Annotated in this window: 17 protein-coding genes; 9 read left to right on the forward strand and 8 right to left on the reverse strand. The window is 68.0% G+C overall.

Annotation, left to right across the window (positions count from 1 at the left end; genetic code table 11):
- Positions 1-196 precede the first annotated feature (196 nt).
- The 3 genes from AC0IX4_RS18365 to AC0IX4_RS18375 are packed head-to-tail and all read left to right on the forward strand — an operon-like array spanning position 197 to position 2,827.
- A complete protein-coding gene (locus tag AC0IX4_RS18365) occupies positions 197-1,747 on the forward strand; it encodes an adenylate/guanylate cyclase domain-containing protein (protein ID WP_471830319.1) in 1,551 nt (516 codons plus the stop codon).
- 31 nt (positions 1,748-1,778) lie between these two features.
- Entirely contained in the window at positions 1,779-2,483 is a 705-nt protein-coding gene (nucS, locus tag AC0IX4_RS18370) for an endonuclease NucS (RefSeq protein ID WP_471830321.1), read from the forward strand.
- A gap of 23 nt (positions 2,484-2,506) precedes the next feature.
- The gene (locus AC0IX4_RS18375) at positions 2,507-2,827 is read left to right on the forward strand and encodes a hypothetical protein (RefSeq protein ID WP_042575160.1); all 321 of its coding nucleotides are present in this window, start codon (positions 2,507-2,509) and stop codon (positions 2,825-2,827) included.
- A gap of 11 nt (positions 2,828-2,838) precedes the next feature.
- On the opposite strand, the gene AC0IX4_RS18380 is transcribed toward AC0IX4_RS18375, so the two are convergent.
- Positions 2,839-3,777, reverse strand: coding sequence for a hypothetical protein (locus tag AC0IX4_RS18380; RefSeq protein ID WP_042575159.1), 939 nt, complete (start codon positions 3,775-3,777; stop codon positions 2,839-2,841).
- A 70-nt stretch (positions 3,778-3,847) separates the two neighbouring features.
- Positions 3,848-4,321 carry a methylmalonyl-CoA epimerase gene (gene mce, locus AC0IX4_RS18385; protein WP_471830323.1) on the reverse strand — a complete coding sequence of 158 codons (474 nt, stop codon included), beginning with the start codon at positions 4,319-4,321 and terminating at the stop codon, positions 3,848-3,850.
- A 108-nt stretch (positions 4,322-4,429) separates the two neighbouring features.
- Here mce and AC0IX4_RS18390 point away from each other — a divergent pair, with 108 nt between their 5' ends.
- Positions 4,430-4,822 carry a DUF3817 domain-containing protein gene (locus AC0IX4_RS18390; protein WP_471830325.1) on the forward strand — a complete coding sequence of 131 codons (393 nt, stop codon included), beginning with the start codon at positions 4,430-4,432 and terminating at the stop codon, positions 4,820-4,822.
- A 69-nt stretch (positions 4,823-4,891) separates the two neighbouring features.
- Positions 4,892-5,773 carry a co-chaperone YbbN gene (locus tag AC0IX4_RS18395; RefSeq protein ID WP_471830721.1) on the forward strand — a complete coding sequence of 294 codons (882 nt, stop codon included), beginning with the start codon at positions 4,892-4,894 and terminating at the stop codon, positions 5,771-5,773.
- A gap of 10 nt (positions 5,774-5,783) precedes the next feature.
- Here AC0IX4_RS18395 and AC0IX4_RS18400 read toward each other — a convergent pair whose 3' ends face one another.
- The 3 genes from AC0IX4_RS18400 to AC0IX4_RS18410 are packed head-to-tail and all read right to left on the reverse strand — an operon-like array spanning position 5,784 to position 11,496.
- Positions 5,784-7,280, reverse strand: a complete 1,497-nt coding sequence (locus tag AC0IX4_RS18400) for a neutral zinc metallopeptidase (RefSeq protein ID WP_471830327.1) — start codon at positions 7,278-7,280, stop codon at positions 5,784-5,786.
- Positions 7,277-9,493: a 1,4-alpha-glucan branching protein GlgB gene (glgB, locus tag AC0IX4_RS18405; RefSeq protein ID WP_042575156.1), complete on the reverse strand. Its 2,217-nt coding sequence runs from the start codon at positions 9,491-9,493 to the stop codon at positions 7,277-7,279. The genes AC0IX4_RS18400 and glgB overlap by 4 nt, the downstream gene beginning before the upstream one ends.
- Complete coding sequence (locus tag AC0IX4_RS18410) at positions 9,490-11,496, reverse strand: maltotransferase domain-containing protein (protein ID WP_471830329.1); 2,007 nt, start codon at positions 11,494-11,496, stop codon at positions 9,490-9,492. The genes glgB and AC0IX4_RS18410 overlap by 4 nt, the downstream gene beginning before the upstream one ends.
- Positions 11,497-11,728: 232 nt before the next feature.
- Here AC0IX4_RS18410 and glgP point away from each other — a divergent pair, with 232 nt between their 5' ends.
- On the forward strand, positions 11,729-14,305 hold the full coding sequence (gene glgP, locus AC0IX4_RS18415) for an alpha-glucan family phosphorylase (RefSeq protein ID WP_471830330.1): 2,577 nt from the start codon (positions 11,729-11,731) through the stop codon (positions 14,303-14,305).
- Between the two features lies 1 nt (position 14,306).
- On the opposite strand, the gene AC0IX4_RS18420 is transcribed toward glgP, so the two are convergent.
- Genes AC0IX4_RS18420 through AC0IX4_RS18430 form a run of 3 tightly spaced genes read right to left on the reverse strand, consistent with a single transcriptional unit; the run spans position 14,307 to position 18,263 of the window.
- Entirely contained in the window at positions 14,307-16,376 is a 2,070-nt protein-coding gene (locus tag AC0IX4_RS18420) for an ATP-dependent DNA helicase (RefSeq protein WP_471830332.1), read from the reverse strand.
- A 40-nt stretch (positions 16,377-16,416) separates the two neighbouring features.
- Positions 16,417-16,971, reverse strand: a complete 555-nt coding sequence (locus AC0IX4_RS18425) for an isochorismatase family protein (protein WP_471830333.1) — start codon at positions 16,969-16,971, stop codon at positions 16,417-16,419.
- Between the two features lie 2 nt (positions 16,972-16,973).
- Positions 16,974-18,263 (reverse strand): nicotinate phosphoribosyltransferase, encoded by a 1,290-nt coding sequence (locus tag AC0IX4_RS18430; protein WP_056076449.1) that lies wholly within the window; start codon positions 18,261-18,263, stop codon positions 16,974-16,976.
- A 71-nt stretch (positions 18,264-18,334) separates the two neighbouring features.
- Between AC0IX4_RS18430 and clpS the strand changes: the two genes are divergently transcribed.
- From clpS to AC0IX4_RS18445, 3 genes are read left to right on the forward strand one after another with little or no spacing between them, the layout of a single operon-like run.
- Positions 18,335-18,646, forward strand: a complete 312-nt coding sequence (gene clpS, locus AC0IX4_RS18435) for an ATP-dependent Clp protease adapter ClpS (protein WP_042575174.1) — start codon at positions 18,335-18,337, stop codon at positions 18,644-18,646.
- Positions 18,647-18,698: 52 nt separating this feature from the next.
- Complete coding sequence (aosR, locus tag AC0IX4_RS18440) at positions 18,699-19,283, forward strand: oxidative stress transcriptional regulator AosR (protein WP_042575173.1); 585 nt, start codon at positions 18,699-18,701, stop codon at positions 19,281-19,283.
- Positions 19,280-20,365, forward strand: a complete 1,086-nt coding sequence (locus tag AC0IX4_RS18445; protein ID WP_471830334.1) for a P1 family peptidase — start codon at positions 19,280-19,282, stop codon at positions 20,363-20,365. The genes aosR and AC0IX4_RS18445 overlap by 4 nt, the downstream gene beginning before the upstream one ends.
- The last annotated feature ends 21 nt before the right edge of the window (positions 20,366-20,386 follow it).

Below are 20,386 nucleotides of genomic sequence, written 5' to 3' on the forward strand. Positions count from 1 at the left end.
GAAGCTAAGCCCTCCAGCGCCGATGGTACTGCACCCGACAGGGTGTGGGAGAGTAGGACACCGCCGAACAACCCTTCCCAGAAAGCCCCCCGACCACAGGTCGGGGGGCTTTCTGCATTCACGGGCTTCTGTCTCGGACACAGTCCGATCAAGCGGAGTCCCGTCCTGAGCACGCCGGGATAGTCTCTTATCCACCATGCCGCAGAAACCACGACGATCGATATCGCCACTGGGCTCCCCGTTGCTCGGGCACACCGATGAGTCCCCGCGTCGCCGGCGCATCCGGGTACAGATCCTGCTCACGGTCTTCCTGCTGGGTGCCAATGCGATCGGTGCCGTCATCGTCGGGGCTCTCATCAGCGTCGTGGTTCCCGGCCCCGACGTCGTGACACCCCGCGAGTACTGGTGGGTCAACTTCATCCTCATCCCCTGCTACCTCGTGGTGGCATTCCTCATCGGAGTCGGCTGGGGAACCAAGCGCACCGTCAAAGGCCTCCGGTGGGCGATCGAGGACAGAGAGCCCACCCAGAAGGAGCAGAGACGAACTCTCTCCATGCCCTGGCGTCTGACCCGACTGCAGATCGGGCTGTGGATCGGTGGCCTGATCATCGTGACCACGGCCGACGGGATCATCGATCCCAACTCCATCCCGAAGGTGGCCTTCACCATCGCGTTCGGCGGTGCCACCGTGTGTGCCTTCAGCTATCTGCTGACGGAATTCGCCCTGCGTCCTGCGGCAGCGCGCGCACTCGAGGCCGGCGATCTGCGACGCATTCGAATCGCCGGCGTGATGGGGCGGTCGGTCCTCTCGTGGGTCCTGGGTACGGGCGTCCCGGTTGCGGGCCTCATGGTCATCGCCATCGCCTCGTTCATCCGCAACGACACGACGGCCGATCAGTTCGCCGTCGCCATTCTCGCGCTCGGCGGCATCACCTTCCTGTTCGGATTCGCTCTGACTCTTCTCGGTGGCCTCGCGACGACGGCTCCCATCGACAACGTGCGGTCGGCGATGGTCGAGGTCGAGCGCGGCAACCTCGACGCTCGGGTGTCCGTGTACGACGGCACGGAGCTCGGCGAGCTGCAGAGTGGTTTCAACCGCATGGCCGAGGGTCTGGCGGAACGCGACAAGATCCGTGACCTGTTCGGGCGCCACGTCGGCATGGAGGTCGCCGAGGCCGCGCTGAAGAGCAACCCGGAGCTGGGCGGGGAAGAGCGCGACATCGCCGTCTTCTTCATCGACCTGATCGGGTCGACGGAACTGGCGGCATCCCAGCCTCCGTCGGAGGTCGTCGACCTGCTGAACCGCTTCTTCGACGTGGTGGTCGACGAGGTGGACAAGCACCACGGTTTCGTCAACAAGTTCGAGGGCGATGCCGCCCTGGCAATCTTCGGTGCACCCGGAGATCTCGACGACCACTGTGGCGAGGCGCTGAGTGCGGCACGCGCCATCATGCGCCGCCTCGAGACGGAAGTCCCGGACTGCCGGGCTGCCATCGGGATCGCGTCGGGGCGGGCGGTGGCCGGCAACATCGGCGCCAAGCAGCGGTTCGAGTACACGGTCATCGGTGACCCGGTGAACGAAGCCGCGCGATTGTCCGAGCTCGCCAAGACGGCGGACGGTCGTCTGGTGGCGTCGGCACGCACCGTGGAGTCGGCGACAAACATCCGATCCGACGAGTGGACGTTCGGCGACAGCGTGACCCTGCGAGGTCGTTCCGAGGAAACGCGCCTCGCGACCCCTGCCTGAGGGCATGGGTTCGAGTGGATAGGGTGGCCCGGTGCGTCTCGTCATTGCTCGGTGTCAGGTCGACTACGTCGGCAGGTTGACCGCCCATCTTCCGTGGGCCAAGCGGTTGTTGCTGGTGAAGTCGGACGGGTCCGTGAGCGTCCATGCCGACGACCGTGCGTACAAGCCGCTGAACTGGATGACGCCCCCGTGCTGGCTCGTGGAGAACCCGCCGGAAGCCCTTCCCGCGGACGGCGACCTGGTTCCGGCCGATCGTCAGCTGTGGGTGGTGACCAACAAGGCCGGCGAGGAACTCCGTATCACCATCGAGGACGTCGAACTGGATACCAGCCACGAGCTCGGGATCGATCCCGGCTTGACCAAGGACGGCGTCGAGTCCCACCTGCAGGAGCTGCTCGCCGAGCACGTCCACACGCTGGGCGAGGGTTACACGCTGGTCCGTCGCGAGTTTCCGACGGCGATCGGTCCCGTGGACCTGCTGTGCCGCGCCGAGGACGGCGCGACCGTGGCCGTGGAGATCAAGCGCCGCGGAGACATCGACGGCGTCGAGCAACTGACGCGCTACCTCGAACTGCTGAACCGCGATCCGCTGCTCGCTCCGGTACGAGGGGTGTTCGCGGCCCAGCAGATCAAGCCTCAGGCGAAGACGCTCGCGCACGACCGCGGGATTCGGTGCCTCACACTGGATTACGATTCGCTGCGCGGTATCGAGTCGTCCGACTTCAGATTGTTCTGACACGGTCGCCTACGATCGGAGCTGTGCCGCGGCGTAACAATCAGCGAACCGGCCGCTCGGGACGGGCGGACCGGCCTGCTCCGACGTTCGGGAACTCGACTGCCCGCAGGGAGGCCGGGCCCGCGTTCGACGGCGACGAGGAGTACATAGTCCGTCCCGTCCCCGGCGCGCGAGCTACCAAGCACTACCGTTGCCCCGGATGCGACCAGGAGATCTTTCCCGGTGTCGCGCACGTCGTGGTGTGGCCGTCCGATCGCATCGGGGGAGCGGACGACCGTCGACACTGGCACACGGGTTGCTGGTCCGGCCGCAGGACCAGAGGCCTCACTCGCCGCTGGTCCTGATCCCGCCCTGCTTACGTGGCGTCGACGGACGTGTCCGAGTCTTCGTCGTCCAAAAGGGTCTCGTCGATCTCGAGGTCGTCCGGAGCGAGAGGCGCGTCCAGCAGTTCGCTCTCGCGGTTGACCGACGCCAGCATGGCCGGCACGGAATCCAGCTGCCCGCGGATCCCCAACAACTGCGCCAGGACTCGGCCACGCAAAACCCGGAGTTCCTCGGCCAGTTCCTTCGCGTGTGCGATACGACGCTCGGACTGCTCGGTGGCGGCCTGCAGTCGACGCTTGGCCTCCGCGGTGGCGTCGGCAAGCCTGCGCTCGGCCTCCGCCTTGGAATCGGCCTCGAGCTCGTTCACGGCGTTCATCACCTTGGTGCGGCGATCGACCATGGTGATCTCGAAGTCTTCCTGCGCTGCGGCCCGCTTCTTCTCGGCCTCGGCGGCCAAGCGATCGCGCTCCGCCTGGGCTTCTTCGATGATGCGCGCGGCCGTGGTGCGGGCCTCGGCGAGCGTCTGTTCCTGCTCGGTCTCGAGCGCGGACCGTCGGTCCTTCAGCTCGGCGACCAGGCCCTCGTACTCCCCGCGCATACGCGCCGCGTCCTGCTCGGCGATGGATACGGTCTCGGCTGCTTCTGCCTCGGCCTTGGCGCGGACCTCGGAGGCCTCGTCGGAGGCGAGGCGCAGCATCCTGGAGATGCGGTCGCTCATGCCCTCCGCGGTGGTGGGGGGAACGGACAGACGGTCGATGTCCTTACGGAGATCGTCGATGTCGTCGCGAGCGTCCTCGAGCTGGACCGCGAGATCGCGGGCCTGAGCCGCTGCGGCATCCCTGTCGGTGGAGATCACCCGGAGTTCGGCGTCGAACCTCTCGAAATACCGCTGGACCTCGTCTTTGTCATATCCCTTGCGGGCGATGCTGAAAGGCAGGGAGCTGCTACCGGTGACGTTCTCTGGGGCCATGGGCACAACTTACCGTCACGCGCCCCGTTATTGCTGTCGGGTCGTCGACCAGCTGTCCGAGATACGCGGGTCAGTGTGCGGCAGGTTCGACCAGTTCCACCAGCACACCGCCGGCATCCTTGGGATGGACGAAGTTGATGCGCGAGTCGGCAGTGCCGCGACGGGGAGCGTCGTACAGCAGCCGCGCTCCGCGGTCGCGCAGGAACGTTGCGACTTCCTCCACGTCCTTCACCCGGAAGGCGAGCTGCTGGAGTCCCGGACCGTTGCGGTCGAGGAACTTCGCGATGGTCGACGACTCGTCGAGGGGCGCGAGCAGCTGGATCTGAGCAGCACCGCTGTCGGCTACCGGCACGGAGAGCATGGCCTCGACGACGCCCTGGCTCTCGTTGACCTCACGGTGGGTCACGGTCATGCCGAAATGCGAACGGTAGAACTCGATGGCTGCGTCGAGATCCGGGACCGCGATACCGACGTGATCGATGGCGGTGACCAGACCGGCCGACACCGCATCTGCCGTGGCCGTGGTCTCCTGGGTGCTCGTCATGCTTTGACGTTAGACCTTTTCGCGCCGGGTGTATCGGTGGTGTGAGTCACAATCGAAGCCCGGTTCCGTTGGTGACAGCCCAGTGAGGACCTACGGCAGAATAGGGGCATGGCCGACAACCGTGTTTCCAGCACCGACACCTCCGCGAACAGCCCGGCGGGCGCTCCACCGATCGTCCGGTGGTTCCGGATCGTGGCGATCGCCGAGGCGATCACCTGGGTCGCGCTGCTGATCGGGATGGCCGTGAAGTACGTGCCGGACCCGAACATCGACAGTGGTGTCCGTATCCCCGGCATGCTGCACGGTGCGGTCTTCGTGCTGTACCTGATCGTGACCGTCCTGACGGCACTTGCTCTGCGCTGGAGCAAGGGCCTGACAGTCGTGGCACTGCTCGCCAGCATCCCGCCCTTCGGGACCATCATCTTCGAGGTGTGGGCGTCGCGGACCGGACGGCTGGTCCGTACCGCTGTGCCCGCATCACCACAGCGCGTCGACAAGTGACAAAATAGCGGCGTGACTCGACCCGGATCTCGTCCCCCAGTACGCCCGTCCGCCGCTGCGGCCGCCGCCATGTCCGGAGCCGTCGACCTGTCCGCGCTCAAGGCCAAGGCGCAGGCTGCCGCAGGCCCTCCGCCTCCGACCGCCGAGAACGGTCTGGCAGTGTCCATCACGGTCACCGAGCTGGACTTCGAGGCCGAAGTGCTCGTGCGGTCCAACCAGGTTCCGGTGATCGTCAACCTGCTCTCGCCGCGCTCCCCGCAGTCGCTCCAGCTCACCACCTCGCTCGAGGCCCTCGCTGTCGAGGGCAACGGTGAGTGGGTGCTGGCGAACGTGGACGTCGACGTCAATCCGCGCATCGCGCAGGCATTCGGCGTCCAGGCGATCCCCACCCTTGTCGCTGTGGCTGCCGGACAGCCGCTCGCCGATCTGCAGGGTCTGCAGCCGGAGGAGAGCCTGCGGGAATGGCTCGCGGCCATCGCCCGCGCCGTGGAGGGCAAACTGACCGGACCCGCGGGAGCCGACGGCCCCGCGCCCGAGCCCGAGGACCCGCGTTTCGACGCGGCCGAGAACGCTCTCGCCGACGGAGATCTGGTCGCGGCCGAGGCTGCGTTCCAGGACATCGTCGATGCCGAGCCGGCCAACAAGCAGGCGCTGAACGGTGTCCGACAGGTTCGGTTCCTCGCCCGCATCCAGGACCTGCCCGAAGGCGTCCTGGAGAAGGCGGACGCGGCTCCCGACGATGTCGACCTGGGTCTGCAGGCTGCCGATTCGTTGCTCTACCAGCAGCGGACCGAGGACGCGTTCGCTCGGGTCATCGCCCTCGTCGCCCGTACACGCGAGGACGACCGTGCGCGCGCACGGGCCCGGCTTCTGGAATTGTTCGAGCTGTTCGACCCGGCGGATCCGCTGGTGGTCGCTGCACGACGCAAGCTCGCGACGGCTCTCTACTGACCGGTTCTCGTCAGCGGTAACGCCCGTCGCACGCGTCCTTGCCGCCGAGGACGCCCCAGCGGAACGCGTCGACACGCGAGAAGCCGCTGGGGACCGTGCGCCCGTCGACGTCACTGGCCGCGAGTCCGTCGGACAGCAGTCCGGACACCGCCTCGTCCAGGTCGCCGGGGGAGAGCGTGACCGCCAGTCCGGCCGCGACGGTCGGATCCGTCGGGCTCAGCGCTGCCGTGACGGCGCCGGACAGGCAGGCCGACCGCAGGGCGGTGCGCGCGTCGGTCAGGGAGTGGCCGGCGTCCTTCTGGACCGCGAGGACGTAGCGGGAGACGAACAGGACGTAGGCGCCGTAATCGCCGGTGACGTCCACCGGCACGATAGCGTCGTCGCTCATCTCGGTGGGACGTCCACGATCTGCCAGCGCATCGACGGATATGCCGATGGTGTCCGTGGACGGGCAGTACGACACCGGTTCGGTGGTGTCCGCGTCGGGACATCCGGTGTCCGCACCCGAGTAGTCCACCGTCGGAGGTGAATCCGTCGGCATGACCTGTTCGAAGGTCTTCGCGAACTGCTCGAGCGTGTCACGCGTGACCGGGAGCTCACCGGTATCGAGAGGGCTGTCGAACTGTCGCGGCAGAGTCGAGCGCCGCGATTCGACCTCCTTCTCGTCGATTCGCGTGCACGATTCGGCGCCGTCGGTGAACCCGATCTGAGCGGCGGTGACGCGCTCGAAGGCGGATCCGTGCACGGAATCCGGATCGTTCGGATCCACGTCCCGCACCGCGACGGTTGCGGCGAGGACGTCGTTCAGTCCGTCCGAGGTGTTCAGCGTGAAGTGAGTCGAGTCGCCCTCGGCGACGTGCCTCATGAAGGCGCCGGCGAAGCAGTCGGCCTGCTGCTCGGCGACGATCGTGGGATCGTCGTCGCCGATCAGTCCGGATTGCGTCTGCACGGCGTGTCCGTACTCGTGTGCCAACACCATGACGACCGACATGGGGCCGAAGGCGTCGACCATCGCGGGCATCAGGACGCCGCGGTCCCAGCCGATGCTGTCGTCGAGGGAGCAGTACCCCGCGTTGGCCAGGCCGTCCGTCGTTTCGTCGCAGAAGATAGGACCCTCGCCGGGTTCGTCGGACGAGTCCCACGACACCAGTGACCGGATGGGCTGGAACGATCCGCGGAACAGCGTCGAATAGGTGGTGCGCCAGAACTTCTGGATGTCGTCCACCGCATCGGCGGCCAGAAGGTCGGTCTCGGTCCCGGCGAAGCCGACAACGTCGAGTTGGGCGTGACCGACGCCGGGACGGGGACCGGACGGACCGTCGGTGACGGGTAGGCCGGCGACGGTGAAGGGGTCGTCGTAGATGGAGACGGCGGTGCCGTCGATCACGGACCCGCACGAGGACAGGACCGTGACCGCGGCCAGCGCGAGGAGGCTCGCGGAACCGAAGGTGCGGAGAGGCCCGCGGCGAGTCGATCCATCGATATCGACGCGAGCCCCGACCATCATCTCTCCAGTCTGAGCCAGATCGCTCCGTAAGGAGGCAGGGCGACACGGGCGGATGCCGGTCGACCGTGCCATGAATGCTCCGTTGCCGTCACCTCGCCGAGGTTGCCGACTCCCGAACCCCCGTAGACCTCCGCGTCGGTGTTCAGGATCTCGACCCAGCGACCCGGCTCGGGTAATCCGACACGATAGTCGCCCTTGGGTGAGCCGGAGAAGTTGAACAGGCACGCACTGACGGATCCGTCGTCGCCGTAGCGCAGGAAGCTCAGCACGTTGTTCGCCGTGTCGTTCGCGTCGATCCACGAGAAGCCGTCGGGGGAGCCGTCCTGCGTCCAGAACTCCGGCCCGGCGACGTAGGTGCGGTTGAGGTCACCGACCAGCTGCTGCACACCGCGGTGCAGTGCGCCGACGCCGTCGTCACCGATTTCCCACCAGTCGAGCCCGCGTTCGTCCGACCACTCGGCCGTCTGCCCGAACTCCTGGCCCATGAACAGCAACTGCTTGCCCGGGTGAGCCCACATGTACGCGAGCATTCCGCGCAATCCTGCAGCCTTCGCCCAGTCGTCACCCGGCATCCGGGACCACAGAGTGCCCTTGCCGTGGACGACCTCGTCGTGGCTGATGGGAAGGACGAAGTTTTCGCTCCACGCGTAGACCAGGGAGAACGTGACCTCGTGATGGTGGTACGCGCGGTGGATGGGGTCGCGCCCCACGTAGCCGAGCGTGTCGTGCATCCAGCCCATGTTCCACTTCATGCTGAAGCCGAGTCCGCCGACACTGGTGGGCCGGGTGACACCGGGCCACGACGTCGACTCCTCCGCCACAGTGACGACACCGCGGTGGAGCTTGTGGACGGTGGCATTCATCTCCTGCAGGAATGCCACGGCCTCGAGGTTCTCGCGACCGCCGTAGATGTTCGGCGACCATCCGCCCTCGGGGCGCGAGTAGTCGAGGTAGAGCATCGACGCGACCGCGTCGACACGGAGTCCGTCGATGTGGAACTCATCGATCCAGTAGAGGGCGTTCGCGACGAGGAAGTTGCGCACCTCGGTGCGGCCGAAGTCGAAGACGTAGGTGCCCCAGTCCAACTGCTCGCCGCGCTGCGGGTCGCCGTGCTCGTAGAGAGGAGAACCGTCGAACCGTGCGAGGGCCCAGTCGTCCTTCGGGAAGTGCGCGGGAACCCAGTCGACGATGACGCCGATGCCGTCGCGGTGCAACAGGTCGACGAAGGCACGGAAGTCGTCGGGGGAACCGAACCGCGACGTCGGCGCGTAGTACGACGTCACCTGGTAGCCCCACGATCCGCCGAACGGGTGCTCGGCGACCGGGAGGAGCTCTACGTGGGTGAAGCCCGTCTCGCGGACGTGAGCCGAGAGTTGCTCCGCCAGTTCCTGGTAGTTCAGGCCGGGACGCCACGACGCGAGGTGCACCTCGTACACGCTCATCGGGGCGCGGTGAGGTTCGAGTTCGGCTCGCGCGGTGATCCACTCGTCGTCGTTCCACTCGTAGGTGGAGTGGTTGACGACCGACGCGGTGGACGGCGGAACCTCGGTGGCGAATGCCATCGGGTCGGCCTTGTCCTTCACGGACCCGTCCTTGCCGTGCACGCGGAACTTGTACAGCGTGCCCGCGCCGATGTCGGGAACGAACAGCTCCCACACACCGGTGGTGCCGAGAACTCGCATGGGCCAGGTCTGTCCGCCCCAGCCGTCGAATTCGCCGACGACCGTGACGCCCACGGCGCCGGGCGCCCAGACGGCGAACGACGTTCCGGTGACGGTGCCGTCCGGTGTGGTGTAGCTGCGGGTGTGTGCGCCGAGGATGTCCCACAACCGCTCGTGACGGCCTTCGCCGAAGAGGTGCAGGTCGAGTTCCCCGAGCGTGGGCAGGAACCGGTATCCGTCCGCGACGGTGACGGTGTGGCCACCCGGGTATTCGACGCGCAGACGGTAGTCCGCGAGATCCTCGACCGGCACCTCGGCGGAGAACACACCGTGGGCGACGTGGGAGAGCTCGTATTCCTTCCCGCCGATGAGGGCGGTGACGCTGAGAGCGTTGGGACGCAGGCTGCGGATGGCGGTCCCGCCCGGCACCGGGTGCGCACCCAGCACGGAGTGCGGATCGTGGTGGTGGCCGCGTGCGAGCAGCGACAGGTCGTTGCCGCTCGGTGCGGCGAGCGTGTCGGACCCCGAACCGGGGGAGGTGCGTTCCGTCATGACTGTTCCTTCCGGAAAGCGAGTTCGGTGCGGAGGGAGTACGGGACGGGCGGAAGCGCGAGGATGTGCGCCACCGAGCGCCACGGCTCGAGCTTGACGTAGTTGGCCTGGCCCCACTGGAACTGTTGGCCGCTGACCTCGTCGGTGACGGTGAGGTGCTCCTGCCAGTCGCGTCCGATGGCCGGCATGTCGATCCAGACGGTGCCTTCCTCGGCACCGAACGGGTTCAGGTTGATCACGACCAGCACGGCGTCGCCGGTGACCGGATCGAACTTCGAGTACGCGATCAGCGCATCGTTGTCGATGCTGTGGAAATGGATGTTGCGCAGTTGCTGCAGGGCCGGGTGCGCCTTGCGGATCGCGTTCAGCGTGGTCAACCACGGCTCGAGGGATTCTCCGCGTGCGCGGGCTCCCTCGAAATCGCGGGGACGTAGCTCGAACTTCTCGGTGTCGAGATACTCCTCGCTGCCTTCGCGGACCGGAACATGTTCGTAGAGTTCGTATCCCGAGTAGACACCCCACGTCGGCGACAGCGTCGCGGCCAGGGCTGCCCGCAGCGCGAACATTCCGGGGCCACCCGTCTGCAGGCTCTCGTGCAGGATGTCCGGAGTGTTGACGAAGAGATTCGGACGCCCGAGATCGGCCTTCGCGGCGATCTCCCGACCGAACTCGGTCAGTTCCCACTTGGCCACACGCCACGTGAAGTACGTGTAGGACTGCGTGAATCCGCGTCGGGCGAGCCCGTACAGGCGAGCGGGACGCGTGAACGCCTCGGCGAGGAAGAGGACCTCGGGGTCGGTCTTCTTCACCTCGGCGATCAGCCACTCCCAGAAGTCCGGCGGCTTGGTGTGCGGGTTGTCGACCCGGAAGATCTTGACTCCCTGGCTGATCCAGAATCTGACGACGCGCAGCACCTCCGCGTAGATGCCCTTGCGATCGTTGTCGAAGTTGACCGGGTAGATGTCCTGGTACTTCTTCGGCGGGTTCTCGGCGTAGGCGATGGTGCCGTCGGGGAGAACGGTGAACCAGTCCGGATGAGCCTTCGCCCACGGATGGTCCGGTGCGCACTGCAGCGCCAGGTCGAGCGCGACCTCGAGGCCGAGCTTGCGTGCGGCCGTCACCAGAGCGCGGAACTCCTTGACCGTGCCGAGCTCCGGATGCACCGCATCGTGGCCGCCCTCGGAGGCGCCGATGGCCCACGGCGAGCCCACGTCGGTGGGGCCGGGGGTGAGAGTGTTGTTGCGGCCCTTGCGGTTCACTCTGCCGATCGGATGGATCGGCGGGAAGTACACGACGTCGAATCCCATCGCCGCGACGCGGGGGAGTGCGCCGATCGTGGTCTCGAACGTGCCGTGTCGCGGAGTGCCGTCGTCGTTCCACCCGCCGGTCGAGCGGGGGAACAGTTCGTACCAGGATCCGACGAGCGCCGCGCGCCGGTCGACCCACACGTTGATGGCCTCGCCGCGCGTCACCAGCTCGCGAAGAGGCTTCGCGTGCAGGAGCTCGCGCACCTCGGTGGTGAACGCGGGGGACACCCGCGACGGCAGCGGCGCGTCACTACGGAGCGCCGCGACGACGTTTTCGAGGAGGGGCTTGTCGGCCCGGTCCACGTTCTTGGCCGCGCGCTCGAACAGGCGTGCCCCGGTCTCGAGATCGTTGGCCAGTTCAGCCGGCCCCTGGCCGACGCCGAGCTTGGCCTCGACCGCGTGCATCCAGGTGGCGATGGGATCGCCCCACCCCTCGACGCGTGCGATCCAGAAACCTTCGGTGTCCGGAGTGAAGACTCCGTGGAAGATGTCGGGCTGTTCACCGGGGGTCATCGGGATGTGAACCGATTTACCCTGGCCGGGCCCGCGGACCGCCAACGTCGCGTTGACGGCGTCGTGTCCCTCCCGCCACACCGCGGCGGTGATCGGGAAAGTTTCTCCCACAACGGCCTTGGCGGGATATTTACCGGACGATGTGTTGGGTAGTACGTCGTCGATGCCGATACGGCCTGTCACCGAAGCCCCTTTTCTGCTGGTTGTCGCCAGTTCTATGGTGTCGGGCTGAGCCTGAAGTTCAACCGTAGACGAACCGGCTCGGTCTTTCTCGGAACCGACCGAGAGCACGACCGCGACCCGACGTGAGGGCACGGAGCATCCTCGGATCTCTCGTGCGTGATGTACCCGCACGGCAGTTCTGCAAACGCTTTTCCGGCGTGCGGGAGCTCTCCCGGCAGTAGTCTTCGGAATCGTGAAAGCCCTCCGCAGGTTCACCGTCCGCGCGCAACTCCCGCCTCGTCTGTCCGGGCTGGCCGAATTGTCCGTCAACCTGCGATGGTCGTGGCACCCGCCGACGCTGGAGCTCTTCGAGAGCATCGATCCCGAGCTGTGGGTGAGCGGTGACCGCGACCCCGTCCGCATGCTCGGCGAGGTGCACGCCTCGCGTCTGCAGACACTGGCCGAGGACGACGCGTTCGTCCGCCGGGTCGACGACCTGGTCGAGGACCTGCACCTCTACCTCGCGCAGCCGCGGTGGTTCCAGAAGCAGGTCGACGCGGGCGAGGACCTCCCTGTCGGGATCGCCTACTTCTCGATGGAGTTCGGTGTCTCGGAGGTGCTGCCCAACTACTCGGGTGGCCTGGGCATTCTGGCCGGCGACCACCTCAAGGCCGCGTCCGACCTGGGCTTGCCGCTCATCGGCGTCGGTCTGCTCTACCGGTCCGGGTATTTCCGCCAGTCGCTGACCGCGGACGGTTGGCAGGCCGAGCGGTACCCGTCGCTCGACCCTCAGGGGCTCCCGCTGCGGTTGCTCACCGACGAGTCCGATGCCGCCGTCCTGGTCCACGTGGCCATGCCCGGCGGCCGTGTGTTGCGCGCGCGCATCTGGATTGCGCAGATCGGCCGTGTTCCGCTGCTGCTGCTCGACTCGGACATCGCCGACAACGACCCGGAACTGCGCGGCGTGACGGACCGCTTGTACGGCGGCGACCAGGATCATCGCGTCAAGCAGGAGATCCTCGCGGGCGTCGGCGGAGTCCGGGCCGTGCGCGCCTACACCGAGTATCACTCGCTGCCGGCGCCGAGCGTCTTCCACATGAACGAGGGTCACGCCGGCTTCCTCGGTCTCGAACGCATCCGTGAACTACATGTCGACGGCCTCGACTTCGACGCCGCGCTGGCGGCGGTGCGAGCCTCCACGGTCTTCACCACCCACACGCCCGTTCCCGCCGGCATCGACCGGTTCCCGGCGGATCTGGTCAGGCTGTACTTCGGGGACGGCACCGCCGACTCCTCGCTTCTGCCGGGTATCGAGATGGAACGCATCCTCGAGCTGGGCCGTGAGAGCGACCCGACCGTGTTCAACATGGCGCACATGGGTCTGCGATCGGCGCAGCGTGCCAACGGTGTGTCCAAGCTGCACGGCATCGTCAGTCGAGGCATGTTCGACGAGCTGTGGCCGGGCTTCGACTCGTCCGACGTCCCCATCGGCTCGGTCACCAACGGTGTCCACGCGCCGACATGGGCGTCGCCGCGCTGGCTCGACCTAGCGAAGCGGACCGTCGGATCCGACAGCATGGAGGAAGCGCGCGGGTGGGAGCAGCTCGTCGACGTTCCCGCCACCGAACTGTGGGAGACGCGCTCGGCTCTGCGCGCCGAGCTGGTGACGGAAGTGCGTCGGCGCGTACGCAATTCGAGCCTCGAACGCGGATCGACGGACGCCGAACTGGCGTGGACGGACGACGTGTTCGACCCGAACGTGCTCACCGTGGGCTTCGCCCGCCGCGTGCCGACGTACAAGCGGCTGACCCTGATGCTGCGCCAACCCGAACGTCTGCGCGCGATGCTGCTCGACCCCGACCGTCCCGTGCAGCTGGTCGTCGCCGGCAAATCACACCCGGCCGACGACGGCGGCAAAGCGCTGATCCAGCAGATCGTGCGTTTCGCCGACCAGCACGACGTGCGGCACCGCATCGTGTTCCTCCCGGACTACGACATGTCGATGGCCCGCTACCTCTACTGGGGCTGCGACGTCTGGCTCAACAACCCGCTCCGTCCCCTCGAGGCCTGCGGCACATCCGGCATGAAGTCGGCGCTCAACGGCGGACTCAACCTGTCCATCCGCGACGGGTGGTGGGACGAGATGTACGACGGCGAGAACGGCTGGGCCATCCCCACCGCCGACGGCATCGTGGACGAGAACAGGCGTGACGATCTCGAAGCGGCAGCGCTGTACGAACTGCTCGAGAAGTCGGTACTGCCGAAGTTCTACGACCGCGGCGCCGACGGCCTGCCGGCTCGCTGGGTCGAGATGGTGCGGCACACCCTGACGACGCTGGGACCGAAGGTGTTGGCGTCCAGGATGGTTCGCGACTACACGGCGCAGTACTACGGTCCGGCCGCCCGGGCGGGAGCCGCCGTGATCACCGACGACTACGCTGGAGCGAAGGCACTGGCCGAATACCGCCGACGCGTCGACTCCGCCTGGTCGGACATCACCGTGACCGACGTGGACGCCGACGGGCTGCCCGATACGCCGGTACTCGGTTCGTCGCTGACCCTGTCGGCCACGGTCGCTCTCGGTGGGCTCGGTTCCTCGGACGTGTCCGTGCAGGCAGTGTTCGGCCACGTCGATCAGGACGAGCAACTCCGCGACGTGGTCAGCGTTCCGATGACGCACGAGGGTGGCGCGTCGGGCGGAGAGCGGTTCACCGTGACGACGACGCTCCCGCTGTCCGGATCGGTGGGCTACACCGTGCGGGTGCTGCCCCACCACGCGCTGCTCGCGGGAGATGCCGAGTTGGGACGCGTCGCGGGACCGGTGGGCTGACTCAGGCCGGGTCGGCGGTGAGCCGGGTGAGCGCCTTGCGGACGATCTCCGGGTCGGTGGTCTCCCAGAACGGCGGCAGCGACGCCCGCAGGTAGCCGCCGTAGCGCGCTGTAGCGAGGCGGGAGTCGAGGACCGCGACGACACCCTTGTCGTCGACGCTGCGCAGAAGTCGGCCCACCCCCTGGGCGAGCAACAGAGCAGCGTGGTTGGCGGCGACGGCCAGGAAGCCGTTGCCGCCCCGCGACTCGACCGCGCGCTGGCGTGCGACCAGCAGCGGATCGTCGGGCCGGGGGAACGGGATGCGGTCGACGATCACCAGTGTCAGCGAGCGGCCCGGAACGTCGACGCCCTGCCACAACGACAGGGTGCCGAACAGCGATGTCGCCTCGTCCTTCGCGAACCTCTCGACCAGCGCGCCGGTGGCGTCGTCGCCCTGACACAGCACCGGGGTGTCGAGCCGTTCCCGCATCTCCGCGGCCGCGGCCTTGGCGGCGCGCATCGAGGAGAACAGTCCCAGCGTCCGACCGCCCGCCGCGGAGACCAGCCCGGCAATCTCGTCCAACTGGCTCGGCGACGTGCCGTCACGACCGGGGGCGGTCAGGTGCTTCGCGATGTAGAGGATTCCCGCCTTGCCGTGGTCGAAGGGCGAACCCACGTCGAGGGAGTTCCAGCGGAACGTGTCCGCGTCGGACGGCGCCTCGGACCCGGTGGCGAGGGCGGCGTCGACACGTGTGGGGTTGGCCGCCGGGAGTCCCCAGTTGACGGCGAGCCCGTCGAACGAGCCGCCGACGGTGAGCGTCGCGGACGTGAGGACCACGGTCGACTCCGCGAACAGGCGAGTCCGGAGCAGACCGCCCACCGACAGCGGCGCCACCCGCACCACCCGCTTGACGACGCCGCGGAACTCGTCGACCGACAGCCAGACCACGTCGCGGCGCTTGGCCGGGTCCGACTCCTCGAACGTCTCGAGGATGCGCACCGCGGTGTCGTGCACGTCGTCGATGGCCGCCAGCGCGGCCGTCCGTGCGGCGGCGGCGTCGGGATCGGCCGCGGCGGCGCCCTGCTTCGCCGGGCCGATCGCGGTACGGACGGCCCACGCCGCGTCGCGGATGCTCGCGATGGTCTGAGAACCGCCGTGCGGCAGCTCTTCCCAGCGTCCGCCGTCGAGCTCGTCGAGCAGTGCGGCGAAACCCTCGGCGGCGCCGGCGAGGCGGTCCAGGATCTCGTCCTCGACGAGCTTCCCGCAACGACGCATGGCCGCGCCCACCGCGGTGGCGGACATCTCGGCGGTGGCGGCGGAGGTCACGCGATCCACCAGTTCGTGGGCCTCGTCCACGACCACCACGTCGTGTTCCGGCAGGACGGCGATACCGGTGATCGCATCGATGGCGAGCATCGCGTGGTTGGTGACGACGACGTCGGCTCGGCCGGCGTCGAGGCGCGCGATCTCGGCGAAGCAGTCCTCGCCGTACGGGCAGCGCGACTTGCCCAGGCATTCGCGCGAGGTCACGCTCATCTGCCGCCAGGCCTGATCGGACACGCCGGGGTTCAACTCGTCCCGGTCACCGGTCTCGGTGTCCGAGGACCACTCGGTGATGCGCTTGACCTCGCGGCCGAGTCGCGAGACGGCGAACGCATCGAACAGCTCGTCCTCCGGCGCGTCGGACGGGGCGCCGTGCAGCTTGTTGAGGCACAGGTAGTTGCCGCGCCCCTTGAGGATCGCGAACTTCGGCTCGTGGGAGAGCGCGGTGGTGAGGGCCTTCGACAGGCGAGGAAGGTCTCGGTCCACCAGCTGACGCTGCAACGCGATGGTGGCCGTCGACACCACGACGGTCTTGCCGGAGGTCACCGCGTGCCGGAGCGACGGGACCAGATAGGCCAGGGACTTACCGGTACCGGTGCCCGCCTGGACGGCGAGATGCTCGCCGGTGTCGATGCTGTGCGCCACCGCCGATGCCATGGTGAGCTGCGCCGTCCGCTCGGTGCCGCCGAGAGCGGTGACCGCGGTGCTCAGCAGGCTGGGAACGGTGGGCAGATCAGACTTCTGGGATTTCGGGGACTTCGGCGGCACCGTGGAAGGCTACCGCTCGCCACCGTCGCGCTTGCTCACCTCATCTGCTGGCGCGGACACCGTCGTGAGCGAGGTCGTCGAGCACGGACGGCACGGTGGTCGGGGACACGGCTGCGCAGTAGTCGACCAGCACGGTGGTGTCGAAGCCTTCCTTCGCGGCGTCGCGCGCCGTTGCCCTCACACAGTGATCGGTGGCCAGGCCGACGACGTGCACCGCGTCGATATCGCGGGCGCGCAGCCAGTCCGCGAGCCGCGCACCGTCCTCCGCAGCGCCCTCGAAGCCCGAGTACGCGGCGTCGTACTCGCCCTTCGAGAACACCGTCTCGATGGAGGACAGATCGAGATCGGGATGGAAGTCGCACCCCGGCGTGCCGACGACGCAGTGCGGCGGCCAACTGTCGACGTAGTCGGGGGTGTCGGAGAAGTGTGCGCCGGGATCGATGTGGTGATCGCGGGTGGCGACGACAGCGTCGTACGTGGACCCGGCGATCAGCGTGGTGATCGCCGCGGCGACGCGCGCACCGCCGTCGACGGCCAGTGACCCGCCCTCGCAGAAATCGTTCTGGACGTCGACCACCACGAGTGCTGTACCCACGGTCAGGAGAATACCGTCGGAACGGCCGGATCACCCTGGGACAAGCCGAGGCCTTCCCAGGGCAGCGACCGGAGGCCGTCCGCGACGAGCGTTCTGGCGTCCTCGACGGTGCTGCGCTCGACCACCTCGCCCCCTCGTACCAGCGGTACGGACAACTCGCGCACCGTGTACGGATCGGAGGCCGGTGTCGCCGCGTCGGCGTGCAGCACCAGCTCTTCGACGACGGTTCCGGTCCGCCGCGCCAGCCGCACCGCGCGCTTGCGGCCACCCCGCGATTCCTTGTGCGAGCTGCGCTTCGCCACCGGGATGCCGTCGACCTCGACGAGTTTGTAGACCATGCCTGCCGTCGGTGCGCCCGATCCGGTGACCAGCGAGGTGCCGACGCCGTAGGTGTCGACAGGTTCCGCACGCAGCGAGGCGATGGCGTACTCGTCCAGGTCACCGGAGACGACGATGCGGGTGCCGGTCGCGCCCAGGTCGTCCAGCTGGCGACGGACCTGGCGGGCCAGAACCCCGAGATCGCCGGAGTCGATGCGCACTCCGCCCAGTTCCGGTCCGGCCACCTCGACGGCCGTCGCGACGCCCGCGGTGATGTCGTAGGTGTCCACGAGGAGGGTCGTGCCCACGCCGAGCGCGGCGATCTGCGACCGGAAGGCAGCGGCCTCGTCGGGACCGTTCGCGTCGGTGTGCAGGAGCGTGAAGGCGTGGGCGCTGGTTCCGGCGCCGGGAATGCCGTGCCGGCGTACCGCTTCGAGGTTCGACGTCGCGGAGAAACCGCAGATGTACGCGGCGCGGGAGGAGGCCACCGCGGCTTCCTCGTGGGCGCGTCGTGAGCCCATCTCGATCAACGGTCGGCCGTCGGACGCGCTGACCATGCGGGCCGCGGCGGCCGCGATCGCACTGTCGTGGTTGTAGATCGACAGCGCCAGCGTCTCGAGGATCACGCACTCGGCGAAGGTGCCGCGGACCGAGAGGATGGGGGAGCCGGGGAAGAACAGTTCGCCCTCCCGGTAGCCGTCGATGTCACCGCCGAACCGGTAGTCACGCAGCCACGCCAGCGTGTCGGGGTCGAGGAACGTCAGCGAGTCCAGCTCCGCCTCGCCGAAATGGAAGTCCCGGAGAGCGTCGAGAAAGCGGCCGGTACCCGCCACCACGCCGTACCGCCGTCCACCGGGCAACCGGCGTGCGAACACCTCGAAGGTGCACGACCGGTGCGCGGAACCGTCCCGAAGGGCGGCGGACAACATGGTCAGCTCGTACTGATCTGTGAACAGCGCTGTTGACGTCACCAGGCCACCCTAGATCCCACCCGAGGATCGGTGTCGTGTCCGCGGTGACATCGTCACGCCGTATCCTCGAACCCATGGCTTCGGATCTCACCGCGACACTTCCGCAGGCCACCCCCGACGCGGACGTGGCGGTGGCGGAGGACACGGCGACGGACACCCCGTGGGTCACCATCGTCTGGGACGACCCGGTCAACCTCATGCACTACGTCACCTACGTCTTCCAGAAGCTGTTCGGATACAGCAAGGACAAGGCGACCGAGCTGATGATGCAGGTGCACTCGGAGGGCAAGGCCGTGGTCTCGAGCGGAGATCGCGACAAGATGGAAGTCGACGTGCAGAAGCTGCACGCGGCCGGCCTGTGGGCCACCATGCAGCACGACATCTGACCTGTCGGCTCGCGAAGAGAACTACCCCGTGATCGTTGGAAGGACCGTCGTCGTGCGCATGTGGACCCGGAAGAACGCGCTGAGCGGCGTCAAGTTCAAGTCCGAGATGGACCCCCGTGAAGTGGCCGTGCTCCGCTCGCTCGTCGAGTCCGTGATCGGCCTCCTCGACCGCCGAGGCGCCGAGGCGCCGACGGACGACCTCGCGGAGCTGACCGGTATGCGCTCGGGGAACACGCGGCCTCCGGAGGACCCGACGCTCGCGCGATTGCTCCCCGATTTCCACCGGCCGGAGGGGGCGGACTCGGCCGAATCCGACGGACTCGCCGAGCAGGCCGACCTGAACGGCGCTCTGCGCGGCCTCTACGAGCCGGAGATCATCGACGTCAAACGTGCAGCGGGAGCGACCATCCTGTCGACACTTCCCGAGGGCGGAGGCAAGATCGCGCTGACCCGTGAACAGGCCGATTCCTGGCTGACCGGCCTCAACGACGTCCGCCTCGCGCTCGGGACGACGCTGGGCATCGACGCGGACACCCCCGACCAGCTCGAGGAGGACGATCCGCGAGCGCCGCATCTCGACGTCTATCACTGGCTCACCTGGATGCAGGACTCGCTCGTCCAGGTCCTTATGCCGTGATCCGCGACCTCCTCTCGGATGTCGCAGGACTGACGGTCGGGCACCACCACGTGCTCGATGCAGATGTCACCCTGTCCGATCCCGACGTCGACGGCCACGGCCGCGCGACCGGGTGCACCGTCGTCATGACCGATGCGCCGGTCACGGCCGCGGTCGACGTCCGGGGTGGAGGACCGGGAACGCGGGAGACGGATCTCCTCGACCCGTCGCATTCCGTGCAGAAAGTCGACGCCGTGCTGCTCGCCGGCGGATCCGCCTACGGTCTGGCCGCCGCGGACGGAGTCATGCGGTTCCTGGAGGAACGCGGTCGCGGCGTGCGGATGGGCCGCGACGACCGGGTGGTGCCCATCGTTCCCGCAGCTGTCGTCTTCGATCTTCCGGTCGGCGACTGGTCGACGCGACCGACCGCCGACTTCGGCTACGCGGCGGCGGCCGACGCCGCGGCCGACTACGCAGCGGGCAGCGTCGGTGCGGGGACCGGTGCACGCGCAGGAGTGCTGAAAGGTGGCGTCGGCAGTGCGTCGATGCTCATCGAGTCGGGTGCCGCGGCAGGACTCACCGTGAGCGCACTCATGGTGTGCAATCCCGTCGGTTCCGTGTTCGATCCCGCGACCGGAACCCTGTGGGGCGCATCGTCCGTACCGGAGCTCGATCTGCGGGACCCCGATGCCGCCGACATCGCCGCCGCCGCTGCACTCGCCCCGAAGGACACCTCGCTGAACACGACCATCGGTGTCGTCGCGACGGATGCCGACCTCGGTGCACCCGCGTGCCGACGCCTTGCCGTCGCCGCGCACGACGGTCTGGCGCGGGCGATCCGTCCGGCGCACTCCCCGCTGGACGGCGACACGATCTTCGCGTTGGCCACCGGCCGCACGGAGCCGATCGACGACGGCCGCGGGGGAGTCGACGCCTCAGGTCCCGACGATCCTGCGATGCTCCCGGACCTCGCCGTGCTCGACGCCCTCTGTGCCGCCGTGGCCGTGGTGGCCGAACGCGCCATCGTCCGGGCCGTGCTCGCGGCCACGTCGGTAGCGGGCATTCCCTCGTATCGCGACGTCTTCCCCAGTGCTCACGCCTGACTCGGCGCCTCGAGTATCGTC

This window comes from Rhodococcus sp. AC861 (genome assembly GCF_979256035.1).